Annotated in this window: 10 protein-coding genes; 4 read left to right on the forward strand and 6 right to left on the reverse strand. The window is 64.8% G+C overall.

Features of this window, described 5'->3' with window-relative positions; all coding sequences use genetic code 11:
* Genes GNT67_RS01965 through GNT67_RS01980 form a run of 4 tightly spaced genes read right to left on the reverse strand, consistent with a single transcriptional unit; the run spans position 1 to position 4,808 of the window.
* The gene (locus GNT67_RS01965) at positions 1-1,692 is read right to left on the reverse strand and encodes a M14 family zinc carboxypeptidase (protein WP_159628068.1); all 1,692 of its coding nucleotides are present in this window, start codon (positions 1,690-1,692) and stop codon (positions 1-3) included.
* A gap of 5 nt (positions 1,693-1,697) precedes the next feature.
* The gene (locus GNT67_RS01970; protein WP_159628070.1) at positions 1,698-3,239 is read right to left on the reverse strand and encodes a sensor histidine kinase; all 1,542 of its coding nucleotides are present in this window, start codon (positions 3,237-3,239) and stop codon (positions 1,698-1,700) included.
* Entirely contained in the window at positions 3,236-4,135 is a 900-nt protein-coding gene (locus tag GNT67_RS01975; protein ID WP_229407879.1) for a hypothetical protein, read from the reverse strand. Before GNT67_RS01975 ends, GNT67_RS01970 begins: the two co-directional genes overlap by 4 nt.
* Positions 4,136-4,187: 52 nt before the next feature.
* Entirely contained in the window at positions 4,188-4,808 is a 621-nt protein-coding gene (locus tag GNT67_RS01980) for a response regulator (protein ID WP_267872697.1), read from the reverse strand.
* A 417-nt stretch (positions 4,809-5,225) separates the two neighbouring features.
* Here GNT67_RS01980 and GNT67_RS01985 point away from each other — a divergent pair, with 417 nt between their 5' ends.
* The 4 genes from GNT67_RS01985 to GNT67_RS02000 all read left to right on the forward strand — a co-directional run bounded on the left by GNT67_RS01985 (position 5,226) and on the right by GNT67_RS02000 (position 10,909).
* The gene (locus tag GNT67_RS01985) at positions 5,226-5,888 is read left to right on the forward strand and encodes an energy transducer TonB (RefSeq protein ID WP_159628076.1); all 663 of its coding nucleotides are present in this window, start codon (positions 5,226-5,228) and stop codon (positions 5,886-5,888) included.
* Between the two features lie 124 nt (positions 5,889-6,012).
* Positions 6,013-8,241 carry a M28 family peptidase gene (locus GNT67_RS01990; protein WP_159628078.1) on the forward strand — a complete coding sequence of 743 codons (2,229 nt, stop codon included), beginning with the start codon at positions 6,013-6,015 and terminating at the stop codon, positions 8,239-8,241.
* Between the two features lie 84 nt (positions 8,242-8,325).
* Positions 8,326-9,966, forward strand: a complete 1,641-nt coding sequence (locus GNT67_RS01995) for a M28 family peptidase (RefSeq protein WP_159628080.1) — start codon at positions 8,326-8,328, stop codon at positions 9,964-9,966.
* 94 nt (positions 9,967-10,060) lie between these two features.
* Complete coding sequence (locus GNT67_RS02000) at positions 10,061-10,909, forward strand: alpha/beta fold hydrolase (RefSeq protein ID WP_159628082.1); 849 nt, start codon at positions 10,061-10,063, stop codon at positions 10,907-10,909.
* A gap of 53 nt (positions 10,910-10,962) precedes the next feature.
* On the opposite strand, the gene sodC is transcribed toward GNT67_RS02000, so the two are convergent.
* Together sodC and rpoC are read right to left on the reverse strand one after the other, a co-directional pair.
* Positions 10,963-11,469: a superoxide dismutase family protein gene (gene sodC, locus GNT67_RS02005; protein WP_229407882.1), complete on the reverse strand. Its 507-nt coding sequence runs from the start codon at positions 11,467-11,469 to the stop codon at positions 10,963-10,965.
* Between the two features lie 642 nt (positions 11,470-12,111).
* On the reverse strand, positions 12,112-16,356 hold the full coding sequence (rpoC, locus tag GNT67_RS02010) for a DNA-directed RNA polymerase subunit beta' (RefSeq protein ID WP_159628084.1): 4,245 nt from the start codon (positions 16,354-16,356) through the stop codon (positions 12,112-12,114).
* Positions 16,357-16,513: the final 157 nt, after the last annotated feature.

Below are 16,513 nucleotides of genomic sequence, written 5' to 3' on the forward strand. Positions count from 1 at the left end.
TCAACGTGCGATCATGAACACCGGATAACGGTTCCACTCCGGCTCGCGATAGCGCGCGCAGTGGGCGTAAATGAAGTCCAGCACCGCTTCCTGATTACTCAGTAGCTCAGGATTCGCACCCTTCCACTCCGCAAACTTCGCGGCCAGTTCGGGTTCGTCAGCCAGCAGTTTCTCGGCCTCGTCCTCGAACACATAATCCGAATAATGCTCCTTCTTCTCCAGCACGCTGTTGAAGAAGCCCCAGCGGAAGAAGCTGTCGTGGCCCAGCGGCTCGAGCATCTCGACCGCGTAGCGCGCCCGGTCCTGGTCCAGCGGCACGATGTAGTCGCCGGCGCGCAGCAGGACCTGTCCGATGCGGCGATCCAGGACCACATCGTCATGGAACATATGGCCTTCATAGGCGCTCGGGCGCGAGGTCACCGAATCGACGTGGTAATACACTACTTCCTGAACCCGATCCGCCTCGACCCGCTCCATGCGCACGCCGTTCAATTCCAGCCGCTCGACCGCTTCGCGCCACTGCTGCGGAACCACGTAGGCTTGTGGCGCCGGCACCGCGACCTCGACCGGGAAGCTGTTGTAATAGGCGATATCGCGCTCCCACGGGCTGCTGCGGTCGTAGTACAGGCGGGTGTAGTCACCGATGACGCTTTTCTTGTACTTGGCCTCATAGCCCTTGAAGCGGAAGCTGGAAGGATTGGCCTCGTCCATCTTCCAGCGCACCGGCCACTCAGCCTGCGTGCGGCCCGCCGCGCGCGCCGCGCGGCGCAGCGCCTGGATCCGGTCACCGTTCTTGACGGTGAACTCGAGCGCCACCTCGACCAGCGCCACCATCGACGCATAACGGTCCTTGAACGGCTTGAGCATATGCGTCTCGGGCATGAAGCCGATGGTGTGGTGCAGGGCCGCGTAGCCGGTCGAGAAGCGCGCCGTCTCGAGGAATTCGGCGATGCCGTGGTCCGGACTGTCCTGCACCGGATTGACATACGGGCAGGTCAGCCAGCCGCGCGCGTCCATGCCGGCGTACAGCGCGGGCAGCATCTCGGCGCGCAGGAATTCGCCCAGGGCGCCGCCCAGCTTGTCGGCCTGGGTGTGGATCAGCGTCATCGTATAGCTGTAGTCGGCGCCGTTGGAGGTGTGGGTGTCGACCATCACGTCCGGATCCCATTGCGTAAACAGCCCGTTGAACACGCGCGCGGTCAGGGTGTCGCACTTGACGAAGTCGCGGTTCAGGTCGAGGTGACGGCTGTTGCCGCGAAAACCGAACTGCTCCGGCCCGTCCTGGTTCACGCGCGAGGTGTCGGCACGGTTGAAGCTGCCGTCGACGTTGTACAGCGGGACGAACAGGAACACGGTCTGGCCCAGCGCAGCCAGTTTCTCGGGCTGCAGGCAGAAATCGCGCACGATCGCCATGCAGCCATCGACGCCTTCCGGTTCGCCCGGGTGGATGCCGTTGTTGTTGAAGAAGACCGGACGGCCGGCGCGCTTGATCGCCTCGACCTCGAACACGCCGTCGCTGCTGACCACGCCCGCGTGGATCGGCACGCCGGCATCCGATACGCCGATCTTCTCGAAGCGCAGCACATGCGGGTAGCTGGCGGCGAGCGCTTCGTACCAGGCGATGCACTCGGCCCAGGTGGTGGTCTGGTTCAGGTTGCCCTTTTCGTAGGGCGTCAGCAGTTCAATGGACATAAATCTTATCGTTGTGAGGTTGAAGCTTCGGAAATCGTCGCCGGCACGGCCGGCGTCTGGACCGGCAGGTTGAGCGGCAGCGCGATCGCGACGTCGGTGCCCTCGCCCGGGCTGGAACGCACCTCGATCGTGCCGTGCAGCGCATAGGCGCGCTCGCGCATGCCGATCAGGCCAATGCCTTCCGAGGCGCTGGCGGTGTCGAAGCCGGCGCCGTCGTCGACCACGCGGATGCGCAGCAGGCCCTTGCCTTCGTCGAGCAACAGGCTGACGTGGGCCGAACGCGCGGCGGCGTGCTTCATGACGTTGGACAGGGTTTCCTGCACGATGCGGTAGGCGGAGATCGCCAGCTCGTTCGACAGGCGCGCGAAATCGCCCTCGCTGTGCAGGTCGAAGCGGCAGCCGGAGGTGGTGTCGTAGTGGCGCACCATCTCTTCGACCGCGCCGTGCAGGCCCAGCATGTCGAGCACTTCGGGGCGCAGGCGGCGCACCAGGCGGCGGCCGTTGGCGTACAGGTCGAGCGCCAGCTTGGTGATGGCCTCGGACTTGCGCCGGATCTCGTCGACCTCGTGGCCGGGCGGCGCCTTGGCCGCCAGCAGGCCGATCGACTGCGCCTCGAGGCGCGCCGCGATCAGCGAGGCATTGAGTTCATCGTGGATTTCGACCGCGATGCTCTTGCGCTCGTCTTCGATGATCTCGTTGACCTTCTGGATCAGTTTGCGCTTGTCGGCGTCGGCGCGCAGCGCCTCGTTGCGCGAGGCCAGCAGGTCGCGCGTGCGCTCGGCCACCTTGTTCTCGAGGTCGCGCTTGGATTCGTCCAGCGCCAGCGACATCTCGCCGATCGAGGCCTGCAGCTCGCCGATCTCGCCGCCGGTGGTCACCGGCGGATGGACGCGGTAGTTGCCGCCCCGGATCTGGCGCAGGGTGCCGATCGCCTCGCGCAGCGGCACGATCAGCGAACGCGCCAGCACCCAGGCCAGGATGCCGCTGGCGGCCAGCGCCAGCGCCGCCATCGACAGCTCGATCTGGAAGCGGTCGGTCTGCTTGGCCATCATGTTCGCCGGCGACATCGTCACCCGCACCCAGCCGACAACTTCGGTGGTGAGCGTGGGCGGACGCGAATCGCTCGATGCCGATACGTGCGGCGTGCCGTTGTCCGAGAACAGGTTGATCCACACCACCTGCTTGCGGATCGGCGCTTCGTAATAGTGGGACTGGGCGTCGCTGGCCGATTCGGACACCACGCGCACCGCAGCGCGTCCGCTGCCGTCGATCACGTCGACCTTGTAGATGCTGCGGTCCGACTGCACCAGGCCGTTGATGGTCAGGCGCAGGTCGGACAGGTTGCCCGAGATGACGTTGTACTCGGAGGTCTCGGCCAGCGCGCGCGCCAGGATGCGTCCGCGCTCGGCCAGCTCTTCGGCCACCTGGGCGCGGTGCGCGTACCAGGAATACCAGACGAAGGAGGTGAACAGCAGGATCACGGGCAGCATGGTGATGACGGCCATGCGCCGTCCGACACCCCAGCCGCGCCAGAAACGCAGGTTCATTGCTGGGCCGGCGCGCGCCGCGCGAAGTTGCGCGCGCTGTCGGTCACGCGCACGTCGAGCGAGCTGGCCACGCCTTCGTTGATGATGGTGCGGAAGTAGCGCGGGAACTGGGGCGGATCGAGCTCGCCGGTGCGTACGAAGTCGGCCGCCAGCTCGGCCACCTGGGCGTTGATCTCTTCGATCTCCGAATAGGTGGTGGCCAGCGCGCCGACCTTGACCATGTCGGCCGAGAAGCCGATCACGCCCTGCTTGCGGCGATAGGTCGAGAGCAGGATATTGCGCACGTTCTCGGCGTTGTAGATGTCGCTGTCGGGCAGCGCCAGCAGGGTCTCGGCGCGCGTCATGCTATTGAGCGTGTGATTCAGGTCTTCACCGGGCGCATACATCTGGATCTCGGTCGCCTCGTGCAGCACCGGACGCAGGAAAGCCGTGTCGGGGCCGAGCAGCACCCCGACCCGCACCGGGCGCCCGTACAGCAGTTCGGCCAGGCGCATCTGGTCGTTCGGCGCCGGCTCGGCGTAGATCGCGGTCATGGCCATGCGGCGCTGCTTGGGCAGGCGCGCGGTCAGGGTGCGCCACACCTGGCTCGAGGTATAGGCCGAGATCACCACGCAATCGCAGCGGCGCGAGAGCGCGTCGCGCAGCGCGGTCGGGCCGATCGCCACGTACAGCATGCGGCGCTTCTGCGCCAGCTCGGTGCGGAAGGCCGCGAAGGTGGGCACCAGGCGCTTGTACAGGTCTTCGGTGATGCGGTGGGTGACGGCGCTGTCGTCGCCGGTCAGGATCTGGAAGCGGTAGCCCTGCGGCTCTTCGCGTTCGCGATCGATCTGCTGGGCGGCGCCGGCGCTGCCGGCGGCCAGCACCAGCATCAGGGTCAACGCCAGCAGCGGCGTCAATGCGGCAGAGCGCCTGCCGCGGGGCCTGCGGTGCAGGAGGATGGCCATCGCGTCAGGGCTCGACCAGGCCGTGCTTGACCGCCAGCAGGGTGATGCTGGCCTGGCGGTGCACGCCCAGCTTTTCCTTGATCGACTGGCTGATATTGCTGATGGTCTTGGTCGACAGGTCGAGGCGTTCCGCGATCTCGGCATTGGTCATGCCCTCGGCCATGAACTTGAAGATCTCGAGCCCGCGCTCGTCGAGCTGCGACTGCGGCGTGACTTCGCCGCGCACCGCCATGCTGGCCAGGCGCGAGGCGATATGCGGCAGGAAGTACAGCTTGCCCTCGTGGGCATGGCGCACAGCGGTGGCCAGGTCGGCCGGGTCGCAATCCTTGGTAACGAAGGCGTGGGCGCCGAGGCGGTAGGTTTCCTTGATCAGGCTGTCTTGGTCGAATTGGCTCAGGAAGACGATCTTGGCCGATGGGTCGGACTTGAGGATGGCCTGGGCCGCATCCATGCCGGTCAGCTCGGTGCCGAAGCGCATATCGAGCACGGCCACGTCGGGGTGCTCGGCGGCATACAGGGCGGTCGCCTCGCTCGGGGTCTTGGCCTGGCCGACCACCTGCATGCCGGCCGCTTCGAGCGACATGGCAAAGCCGGTCATGACGATCGGGTGGTCATCCGCGAGCATGACGCGGATGGGTTTGTTCTGTTCTGCCAATTTGGTTCTCCTGGCGTTGGGGCTCTGGTGCTGTGCCAGTTTCTGGCGTTGCGAAGACCGGGGCAAAGGCCACGGCACAGTGGGGAATTATTTCATACAACGGGGTTGGAAGCGAATGGAAAGGGAGGGGGAATTTTTGACTCAAGGCATGCGTTCGGGAAGGGCTTCCTTTCGTTGGACGCGTGGACGGCGGAGCCATCCACCCTACGTATGGGGTTCGTTGGTACGGTTGCGCACACACTAATAGAAACAAATTTACTTCATTATGGATTTGCAAATTGCTAGGACATAGCATATATTGATTCCAACGAGCTGTAGATATGCATTCTTCCAAGGTAGTGAAACCTGTCAGCCCCCTAGGCGGCGGGACAAATAAAGGAGGTTGCCATGCATTTTTCTGACATCAATCAAGGCGCTGGCGGCAAGGCCGGCAAGTTCGCCCTGGTGGCGGGACTGCACGTGCTGGTGGCGATGGGTGTTATCAGCACCATGAACGCCAAGTCGATTTCGCTGCCGGCCATGCTGGAAGACAAGCTGGTTTGGGTGACGCCCGAAGTCACGCCGCCTGCACCGCCGCCCGAACCACCCAAGCCGCAAGTGAAGACAGCGCCGCCCGAAGTCGTGGTGCCGAAGGTCGAGGTCGACGTGGCCGAGCCGCCACCGGAACAGGTCATCGAAGCGAGTACCGAAGCGTCGCCCGAACCGGCCCTGCCCACCCAGTCCGACGCCCCGCCGCAACCGGCCGCGGAGCCATCGTCAAACAGCGGCCAGATGCGCAGCGCGGTACTGGCCGACGCCAATGGCTGCGCCAAACCTGACTATCCGGTGCGCGCCGCGCGCAATGGGGAGACCGGCACCGTGACCCTGGCGCTGCTGGTCGGCGCCGATGGCCGGGTGCAGGACTCCCGCATCCAGTCTTCCAGTGGCTATCGCGAGCTCGATCGGGCCGCGGTCAATGCCCTGAGCATGTGCAGATTCCAGCCGGCGATGAACGGCGGCACCGCCGAATCCGGGTGGGCGCAGCTTGCCTATGTCTGGACACTCGAGTAATTACCGTCTCCGCTCTTGAGCCCGCCCCTCTGTATCAGGCGGGCTTTTTTTCGCCCGTATGACAGGCGCATAGACGCCTGCACGGACCGATGTCGATCAACCACAACAAATATGGAGAGAGAATATGGATGCAGCAAACGCAGCGATACCGGCGCTACGCTTCACAGGTTTGATGCAGGCCCTGGCCGGCTGCCTGGGACTGGCGGTGCTGGCGGCCCTGGCCTGGATGGCGTTGACGCGGCCGGCGCCGCCCGAGCCAGCCGCCGGCTGGGGCGTCCGCGTGCAGGAACACGTGCGGGTGCTGGCCGCCAGCCCACGGTCGATCGCGACCGACGGCAATGCGCAGGCACGCGCCTACCTGGTGGCGCAGCTGCGAGCGATGGACCTGGCGCCCGCGGTGCAGCGCGCCACCGTGCGCAAGTCGGTCGTCCATGCCTTCGGCAGCATTCACAACACGATCGGCGTAGTCCACAACATCGTGGCGCGCATTCCAGGCAGCGCGCCGGACGCCGCGCGCCGGCCCGCGCTGCTGCTGGCGACCCACTACGACAGCGGCAGCGCGCTACGCGACGCCGCGCGCGGTGCCGCCACGGCAGCCGCCCTGCTCGAGACGGCGCGCGCCTTGCGCGCGGCGCCGCCCGCCAGCGATGTGGTGCTGCTGTTCGCCGATGGCCATCATGTGGGCGCGCTGGGGGCCAAGGGCTTCGTCGAACAGCATCCGCTGGCGCGCGGCATCGGCCTGGCGCTCAAGTTCGACCCTGCGGGCGACGGCGACCTGCGCCTGGCGCAGACCAGCGGCGCTGGCGGCGCGGCCCTGGACGGCTGGATGCGGGCCGCGCCCGAGCTGCGTGGCTCCTCGCTCGAGACCACGCTATCGCGCATGCTGAACGACGCCCCGCACATCGGGCCGCTGGCCGGGCTCGATGCGCCGGCGCTGCTGTTCGCCGGCGGCGAAGCGGCGCCGCCGCAGCTGGGCGATGCGATGCTGCGCCTGGCGCGGACCTATGGCGACATGCCGCTGGCGCGCGGGACGCAGACCGCGTCCGCTTATTTTTCATTGCCCCTGGTCGGCCCGGTCCACCACCCTGCGTGGCTGGGTTGGGCGCCAACGGTGCTGTCTTGCCTGATGCTGGTCTTTGCCTGGCGCCGCCTGTTCGGCGCAGACGGCGTGACCGAGGCGGCGCAAGGCGCCTTCGGTGTCTGCTTCCTGCTGCTCGCGGTGCGCATCGGCAGCTGGAACTGGCGCGAGGAGGTGGAGGCTGCCGGCCTGGCGGGCGAGCATCGCCTGCCGCTGCTGGTGCTGGCGGTCGCGGCCTGCGGCTTCGTGGCCGGCCTGTACCTGCTGCGGCGCAGTATCGGCGCCGCCGCGGCGGTGCTCGGCGCCCTGGCCTGGGTGGCACTGCCGCTACTGCCGATCGCTTTCTTCCTGCCCGATGCCGCCTACGTGCTGGCCTGGCCGCTGGCGGCGGCGCTGGCCGCCTTCCTGGTCCTGCATTCGCGCTGGGGACAGCGGCAGGCGTTCGCGCCGCGCCTGTTGGTGCTGGTCGTCGGCCTGGCGCCGGCCGCTGCCCTGCTGCCACCGGCGCTGCGCGACACCTGGCTGCTGCTCGGCCCCCACCGCATATACCTGCCGCCGATGCTGATGGCGCTGCCGATGCTGTGCTTTGCCAGCCTGCTGCTGGTGCTGCGCATCGCGCCGGCGGTGGGCGCCGTGCTGGCGCTGCTGGCCGCCGCCACCTTCGCCCTGCCGGGACAGGCGGCGCCGCGTGAAACGTGGCTGGTCGACGCCGACGGCGCCGAACGCCTGGTCTACTACAAGGACATGAACACCTGGCGCGCCTACTGGCTGCTGCCGGATCAGCCGCTGGGCGACTGGCGCCAGCAACTGTTCCCCGGCCGCCAGCCGACCATCTTCGTCGAAGTCTTCGGCTGGAACAGCCCGCGCCAGTGGTATGCCGAGGCGCCGCGCGAGGATGCGATCGACTTTCCCGAATGCTTCCTGCTGCGCCACAGCGTCGGCAAGGTGCGGCTGGGCGAATTCACGGTGCGCTCGAAGAATCGCGCGCCGCACATCGAGCTGCGCATGTCGGGCGCCAAGGCGCTGCGCTCGCGGCTCGATGGCGTGCCGCTCACGTCGAAGGAGAGCGGCTGGTCGCTGTCGCTGTACGGGATGCAAGACCGGGTGCTGCGTTTCGAGATCGAGACCGACCCGAAGGAGATCTTCGCGGTGACAGTACAGGAGCGCTTGCCTGGCCTGCCGCGCCATCTGTTGCCGCCGCAGGATGCAGGCGCCCCGTATGTACGGGCGCAATCGGGCATGACGCTGTCGACCGATATCCTGCGATTTTATTGATGACTTGTCATAGAATGTCCCGCGTACGCCACGAGCGTGCCCTTCCCCCGATTAACGATTCGATAAAAACGTCGTAGGATCTCCATGCACAAGATTGTCTCCACCCTCGTCCTCACCGCCCTCGCCGGCAGCCTGGCACTGGCCTACCCGGCCCAGGCCCAGACCAAGTCGAAAACGCAAGCCGCGACCGTCCAGGAAGCGCCGCTGCGCGCGCACATGGCCTTCCTGTCGTCCGACGCCCTCGAAGGCCGCGGCACCGGCCAGCGCGGCGGCGAGCTGACCGTCACCTACCTCGAGACCCAGGCGCTGGCCGTGGGTCTCAAGCCCGGCAACGGCGACAGCTTCCGCCAGGCGGTCAAGATCGCTGGCGTGCGTTCGCTGCCAGAGAAGAGCAATATCGCCATCTCGGCCGGCGGCAGCGCGCTGCCGCTGCAGTTCGGCGCGGACTGGGTCTGGGGCCCGGGCGACGGCAAGGCCGACCACACGCTCGATGCCGACCTGGTGTTCGTCGGCTACGGCACCGTGGCGCCTGAAGAAGGCGGCTGGAACGACTTCAAGGGCATGGACCTGAAGGGCAAGGTGCTGGTGATGATGGTGAACGATCCTATGCCGACGGCAGCGGATCCGAAGCGCTTCAATGGCGAGGGCCTGACCTACTACGGCCGCTGGACCTATAAGTTCGAGGAAGCGGCGCGCCAGGGCGCGGCCGGCGCGATCCTGATCCACACCGACAAGTCGGCCTCGTACGGCTGGAGCGTGGTGCAGAACAGCTGGGCCAACGCCGAGCGCTTCCAGCTCACCGAAGGCAAAGTGGGCACCGGCCTGCAGGGCTGGATGACCGACGCCACCGCGCGCAAGGTGTTCGCCGCCGCCGGCCAGGACCTGGACAAGCTGCGCGCCGCCGCCGAAGACAAGAACTTCAAGCCGGTGACGCTCAACGCCCGCATCAAGGGCGATGCGCGCGCCGCCGTGCGGTCGCTGGAAGAGTTCAACGTGGCCGGCATCGTGCCGGGCACCGATCCGAAGCTCAAGGACGAAGTGGTGATTTATTCGGCCCACTGGGACCACATGGGCAAGCAGGGCACCGAAGGCGACACCATCTTCAACGGCGCGGTCGACAACGCCTCGGGCACCGGCGCGCTGCTGGCGATGGCCGCCGAAGCGGTCAAGCATCCGGCCAAGCGCAGCCAGATGTTCCTGTGGGTCGGCGCCGAAGAGCAAGGCCTGCTGGGCAGCGCGGCCTATGTGTCGGCGCCACTGTGGCCGATCGAAAAAACCGCCGCCAACCTGAACCTGGACAGCCTGAACTGGGTGGGCCTGGTCAAGGACGTGAGCGTGCCGGGCAGCGAGCGCACCGAACTGGGCGCGATGGCAGCCGCCGCCGCCAAGGCGATGGGCCTGACGGTGGCGCCGGCCAAGCCCGACCTGGCCGGCGGCTACTTCCGCAGCGACCACTTCAGCTTCGCCAAGGCCGGCGTGCCGGCGTTCTCGGTGGGTGCGGGCCGCAGCTGGGTGAAAGATGTCGAGGCCAACAATGCCAAGGCCGCGACTTACCGCGACAAGTATCACCAGGTCGGCGATGAGTACGATCCGAGCTGGGACCTGTCGGGCATGGTGCAGCAGGCGCAGTACACGCTGAACCTGGGCCGCGCGGTGGCCGATGCGCCGAAGATGCCGGCCTGGAAGGCGGGCGATCCGTTCGGCAAGGCGCGCGCGGCGAAGTAAATAGCCGGATAGGCTCGACATGAACGCGTCGGCGGACCACACTGGGGTCCACCGGCGCGTTTTTTTTGGCCGACCTTTTTTGATGAGGTGAACGATGCGTGAAGAAGACCTGGTGCTCGGCGATGGACGCACGCTGCACTTCTACGACATGCCGCCGCCTGGCGAGCAGCAGCTGGCCGTCTTCTGGCATCACGGCACGCCCAATATCGGGCGCCCGCCGGAGCCGCTATTCGCGCTGGCGGCGGAACTGGGCATCCGCTGGATCGGTTACGACCGCCCTTCCTACGGCGGCTCGTCCGAACGCACTGGCCGGGATGTGGCATCGGCCGCCTTCGACGTCGAGCGCATCGCCGACCGGCTGGGCATCGGGCGCTTCGCGGTGATGGGCCATTCGGGCGGCGCGCCACATGCGCTGGCCTGCGCCGCCCTGCTGCCCGAGCGGGTGGTGGCTGCGGTCAGCATTGCGGGCCTGGCGCCGCCCGATGCCGAGGGACTCGACTGGTTCAAGGGGATGGGCGAGTACGGCGCGGCGGCGCTGCGGGCGGCGGCGCAGGGTCGCGCGGCCAGGGAATATCACGACACGCTGGGCCTCGAGTTCGACCGAGCGATGTTCACGTCTGAAGATTGGGAGGCGCTGGCGGGGCCGTGGTCATGGTTCGACAGCGTGGTCAGGCCCGCAGTGGCCAAGGGTCCTGCCGGTGCGATCGACGACGATGTGGCCTATGTGACGCCATGGGACTTTGATTGCACGCGCATCGCCTGCCCGGTGCTGTTCGTGCACGGCATGCAGGATCGCGTGGTGCCGGCAGCGCACAGCGAATGGCTGGCGCAACACTGCCGCTGGGCCGAGCTGTGGCAACGTCCGGACGATGGACATCTCTCGGTGATGAACTACGCCGCGTCCAGCCTGGTGTGGCTGCGCGGCCAGTTGCGCGCGGATTGACCGCGCGTGGCGGATGACGCGCCGCGGGCCGCCATCCGCTTTCAGCTGGTCGCTTACTGGATCACGCCGCAAGCCATGCGCGCGCCTCCGCCACCCAGCGGCGCCGGGTGATCGGCGTGATTTTCGCCGCCGGCGTGGACCATCAGGGCCTTGCCCTTGATATCCGACATTTTCAGGCGCGGCGCCAGGACTGGATAAGTGGCCATGCCCTTGGCGTCGACCGACAGGGCCGGGATGTCACCGAGGTGGCCGTCGCCCCATGGGGTGCCATGCTTGTTGGTCTTTTGCGGATCGAGGTGGCCTCCTGCGGCGCCGGCAGGCACGGTCTTGCCGTCGGCCTGGTTCGGCGCGCAGCTGCCATTGGCGTGGACGTGGAAGCCGTGCAGGCCCGGTGGCAGGTCCTTCAGGTTAGGCGTAAACACGACGCCGAATTTGGTTTCGCTGAGCGTCACGGTGCCAATCTCGGCGCCTTCGCCTTTTTCGGTGGCCAGCTTGAGGGTCACGGTATTGTCGGCGGCACTGGCGGTAGCGCACACGGCGCTCAGCAGGACTGCACTCATCCATCGCATTTTCATTGTTTGCTCCTTCGAAGATCTACAGGGATAGTAAAAAGCTAACCTAGTGTAGATCATTCTCATGCGTACGGGGTGTCCTGCTGACCTGGTACAGAAACTGTGGTCTTCTTGCGGCGGCGCACGGCAGCAACAGCGTTGGTCTGGACAATCGTGAGGTGTTGCGTCATTGGAGTGGTCCAAATGGAAAGCTCGCGAGCTTCCGCTCATCGTGCAATATTAGCGCCTGCCTGTCTTTTCTACCCGACAGTCTTACTAGCCGAAGTAAGCGACAAAGAGCCGAGTGCTGTCCTTTTTTGGCAGGTGGGATTGGCTGCAGCACTTCTATGCCTCTTCACTACCCGCTTCAGGCCATGGCTTGGCGCCATGTGCTTTACCCCTGCGGCGATCTGGTTCACCAGCCTGTTCCTGGAAATTCACTCTCCCGACGTTGGTCCATATCTGCGACTGGAACAAGGTGACGGCTACTACCTCCAAGCGTACGCCGCATTCGCCCTCGTCGCATCAGGACTCATCGCAGGTTATCTCTGGCACAGGCGCACACCGTCCTGACGAACTGGCGTCACAAATCCGTCATGCAAATAAAAACGGCACCCCTTAGGGTGCCGTTTTCGCTAACAACTAAAGCAATTACTCGCCGTCGTTGTGCTGCTCAGCCGAAGCCGACGCAGTCTGCTGGTCTTCCATCGCTTGCAGCTCGGCAGCCATATTGGCCTTCTCTTGCTGCAGCAGTGCCTGACGCTCTTCCGCTTCCCACACTTCCTTCTCTTTGCGAGCGCGGTGGAATGCCAGACCGGTACCGCCAGGAATCAGGCGGCCGACGATGACGTTCTCTTTCAGGCCGCGCAGACCGTCGCGCTTGCCCATGATCGCGGCTTCCGTCAGCACGCGGGTGGTTTCCTGGAACGATGCGGCCGAGATGAACGAGTCAGTCGACAGCGACGCTTTGGTAATACCCAGCAGCACGTTTTCGTAGGTTGCCGGCAGCTTGTTCTGGGCCAGGACGCGGTCGTTTGCATCCAGCAGTTCCGAACGTTCCACCTGCTCGCCGACGATGTAGTCGGTGTCGCCTGCTTCGACGATCTGAACACGACGCAGCATCTGGCGAACGATCACCTCGATGTGCTTGTCGTTGATCTTCACGCCCTGCAGACGGTACACGTCCTGCACTTCGTCGACGATGTAGCGGGCCAGCGCTTCGATACCCAAGAGGCGCAGGATGTCTTGCGGATCGGCCGGGCCGTCCACGATCATCTCGCCCTTGTTCACGACTTGACCGTCGTGGACCAGCACTTGCTTGTCCTTGGTGATCAGGAACTCGTGCTTGTTGCCGTCCATGTCGGTGATCTCAAGGCGTTGCTTGCCCTTGGTCTCTTTACCGAATGCCACGGTACCGGTCACTTCAGCCAGCATGCCCGCGTCTTTCGGCGAACGTGCTTCGAACAGCTCGGCAACGCGCGGCAGACCACCGGTAATGTCGCGGGTCTTCTGCGATTCGGTCGGGATACGTGCCAGCACTTCACCCACGGTGGCTTGCTGACCGTCCTTGACCATGATCAGCGCGCCGACCTGGAAACCGATCGTCACGGCGTGTTCGGTGCCGGCGATCTTGACTTCCTGGCCTTCTTCGTTCAGCAGCTTGACCTGCGGACGCACGACCTTGCCCGAACCACGACGCTTCGGATCGATCGCGACCAGGGTCGACAGACCGGTCACTTCATCGACCTGGCGAGCGACGGTGACGCCCTCTTCCACGTTTTCGAAGCGGATGGTACCGGCGTACTCGGTGATGATCGGACGGGTCAGCGGATCCCAGGTCGCCAGGGCGATACCGGCCTTGACGGTCTGGCCGTCCTTGACCAGCAGGGTCGCGCCGTACGGCACCTTGTGACGCTCGCGCTCACGGCCGTGGTCGTCGGTGATCAGCACTTCGCCCGAACGGGTAATGACGATTTGCGCGCCCTTGCCGTTGGTGACGTAACGCATGGTCGCGGTGAAGCGGACCGTACCGTTCGACTTGGCTTCGACCGACGATGCCACTGCCGCACGCGATGCCGCACCACCGATGTGGAAGGTACGCATGGTCAGCTGGGTACCCGGCTCACCGATCGACTGTGCAGCGACAACACCGACCGCTTCGCCGCTGTTGACCAGCATGCCGCGGCCCAGATCGCGACCGTAGCACTTGGCGCACAGGCCAAAGCGCGTGTCGCAGTTCAGCGGAGTACGGACCTTGACTTCGTCGATGCCGACGCGTTCGATCTCTTCGACCATGTCTTCGTCCAGCAGCGTGCCGGCTTCGTACAGGGTCTCTTGCGTTTCTGGATTGACGACGTCGTTGCCTGCCACGCGGCCGAGGATACGGTCGCGCAGGGCTTCGATGACTTCACCACCTTCGACCAGCGCCTTCATGTGGGTGCCGTTGCTGGTGCCGCAATCGTCTTCGATCACCACCAGATCCTGCGTCACGTCCACCAGGCGACGGGTCAGGTAACCCGAGTTCGCGGTCTTCAGTGCCGTATCGGCCAGACCTTTACGCGCGCCGTGGGTCGAGATGAAGTACTGCAGAACGTTCAGGCCTTCGCGGAAGTTCGCGGTAATCGGCGTTTCGATAATCGAACCGTCCGGTTTCGCCATCAGACCACGCATACCCGCCAGCTGGCGAATCTGGGCTGCCGAACCGCGGGCGCCCGAGTCGGCCATCATGTAAATCGCGTTGAACGATTCCTGGGTGCCTTCGGTGCCGTCGCGCTTGGTGACCGGCTCGATTTTCAGCTGGTCCATCATCGCCTTGCCGACTTCATCCGAGGTCTTGCCCCAGATGTCGACGACCTTGTTGTAACGCTCGCCGGCCGTGACCAGACCCGAGCTGTACTGCTGCTCGATCTGTTTCACTTCGGCTTCGGCGGTCGCGATCATGCCCTTCTTGACGTCCGGGATCAGCATGTCGTCGACAGCGATCGAGATACCGGCGCGCGTTGCCAGGCGGAAGCCCGACTGCATCAGCTTGTCGGCGAAGACGACCGTTGCACGCAGGCCGCACTTGCGGAACGACGTGTTGATCAGCTTCGAGATCTCTTTCTTCTTGAGCGAACGATTCAGCACCGAGAATGGCAGGCCTTTCGGCAGGATCTCGGACAGGATCGCACGGCCAACCGTGGTCTCGTAGCGGGTGAGCGTTTGGTCGAAGCCGCCTTCGGCGTTGCGTGGGAATTCCACGATACGCACGGTGATGCGGGTGGCCAGTTCGACTTCTTTATTGTCGTACGCGCGGATGACTTCCGACACGTCCGGGAACATCATGCCCTCGCCCTTGGCGTTGATCGCCTCGCGCGACGCGTAGTACAGACCCAGCACGATATCCTGGGACGGCACGATCGACGGTTCGCCGTTCGATGGGAACAGGATGTTGTTCGACGCCAGCATCAGCGTACGCGCTTCCATCTGCGCTTCGATCGACAGCGGGACGTGGACTGCCATCTGGTCACCGTCGAAGTCGGCGTTGAACGCCGCGCAGACGAGTGGGTGCAGCTGGATTGCCTTGCCTTCGATCAGGACTGGCTCGAACGCCTGGATACCGAGACGGTGCAGCGTAGGCGCACGGTTCAGCATGATCGGGTGTTCCTTGATGACTTCTTCAAGGATGTCCCAGACCACTGGCTCTTGCACTTCGACCAGCTTCTTGGCCGCCTTGATGGTGGTCGCGAGACCCATCAGTTCCAGCTTGTTGAAGATGAACGGCTTGAACAGCTCGAGGGCCATCAGCTTCGGCAGACCGCACTGATGGAGTTTGAGCTGTGGACCGACCACGATGACCGAACGGCCCGAGTAGTCGACGCGCTTGCCCAGCAAGTTCTGACGGAAACGACCGCCCTTGCCCTTGATCATCTCGGCCAGCGACTTCAGCGGACGCTTGTTGGCGCCGGTCATCGCTTTGCCGCGACGGCCGTTGTCCAGCAGCGAATCCACTGCTTCTTGCAGCATGCGCTTTTCGTTACGCGTAATGATCTCTGGTGCGCGCAGTTCCATCAGGCGCTTCAGGCGGTTATTACGGTTGATGACGCGGCGATACAGGTCGTTCAGGTCGGACGTGGCGAAACGGCCACCATCCAGCGGGACGAGCGGACGCAGCTCTGGCGGCAGGACCGGCAGAACTTCCATGATCATCCATTCAGGCTTGATGCCCGAACGCTGGAACGCCTCGAGCACTTTCAGGCGCTTGGCGTATTTCTTGATCTTGGCTTCGGATTTCGATTCCTTGAGCTCCACGCGCAGGGCTTCGGCATCGCGGTGGATGTCGATCGAGCGCAGCAGTTCACGGATACCTTCGGCGCCCATGAAGGCGGTGAAGTCGTCGCCATACTCTTCGTACTTGGCGGCGTAGTCGTCTTCCGACATGATCTGGCTCTTCTTGAGCGGAGTCATGCCAGGATCGGTGACGACGTATGCTTCGAAGTACAGCACGCGTTCGATATCGCGCAGGGTCATGTCCAGGACCATGCCCAGACGCGACGGCAGCGACTTCAGGAACCAGATGTGCGCCACTGGCGACGCCAGTTCGATGTGGCCCATGCGCTCACGGCGCACCTTGGCCAGGGTGACTTCGACGCCGCACTTCTCGCAGATCACACCGCGGTGCTTCAGGCGCTTGTACTTGCCGCACAGGCATTCGTAGTCCTTGATCGGGCCAAAGATCTTGGCGCAGAACAGGCCGTCACGCTCAGGCTTGAACGTACGGTAGTTGATGGTCTCTGGCTTCTTGACTTCGCCAAACGACCACGAACGGATTTTCTCAGGCGACGCCAGGCCAATCTTGATGGCGTCGAAACTTTCGTTTTGCTGAACTTGCTTGAATAGATCGAGCAGTGCTTTCATGTATCACTCCAAAGGTGATTGATTCTGTACTAAGTACTACTGCCGCCGCTTCTCACCGATTTTCGCCGGTGCTTGCACAACCCCCTACCCCTGAAAGCGTCATTCCCGCGCAGGCGGGAATCCAAGTTTGCCGGCCAATTCGCCGGGCTTAGGTTCC

The sequence above is a fragment of the Massilia puerhi genome (assembly GCF_009861485.1).

Bases quoted from the DNA above. Each gene is read 5' to 3' on its own strand.
- GNT67_RS01965 (WP_159628068.1), bottom strand. From the start codon at position 1,692: ATGTCCATTGAACTGCTGACGCCCTACGAAAAGGGCAACCTGAACCAG.
- GNT67_RS01970 (WP_159628070.1), bottom strand. From the start codon at position 3,239: ATGAACCTGCGTTTCTGGCGCGGCTGGGGTGTCGGACGGCGCATGGCC.
- GNT67_RS01980 (WP_267872697.1), bottom strand. From the start codon at position 4,808: ATGCTCGCGGATGACCACCCGATCGTCATGACCGGCTTTGCCATGTCG.
- GNT67_RS01985 (WP_159628076.1), top strand. From the start codon at position 5,226: ATGCATTTTTCTGACATCAATCAAGGCGCTGGCGGCAAGGCCGGCAAG.
- GNT67_RS01990 (WP_159628078.1), top strand. From the start codon at position 6,013: ATGGATGCAGCAAACGCAGCGATACCGGCGCTACGCTTCACAGGTTTG.
- GNT67_RS01995 (WP_159628080.1), top strand. From the start codon at position 8,326: ATGCACAAGATTGTCTCCACCCTCGTCCTCACCGCCCTCGCCGGCAGC.
- GNT67_RS02000 (WP_159628082.1), top strand. From the start codon at position 10,061: ATGCGTGAAGAAGACCTGGTGCTCGGCGATGGACGCACGCTGCACTTC.
- sodC (WP_229407882.1), bottom strand. From the start codon at position 11,469: ATGAGTGCAGTCCTGCTGAGCGCCGTGTGCGCTACCGCCAGTGCCGCC.
- rpoC (WP_159628084.1), bottom strand. From the start codon at position 16,356: ATGAAAGCACTGCTCGATCTATTCAAGCAAGTTCAGCAAAACGAAAGT.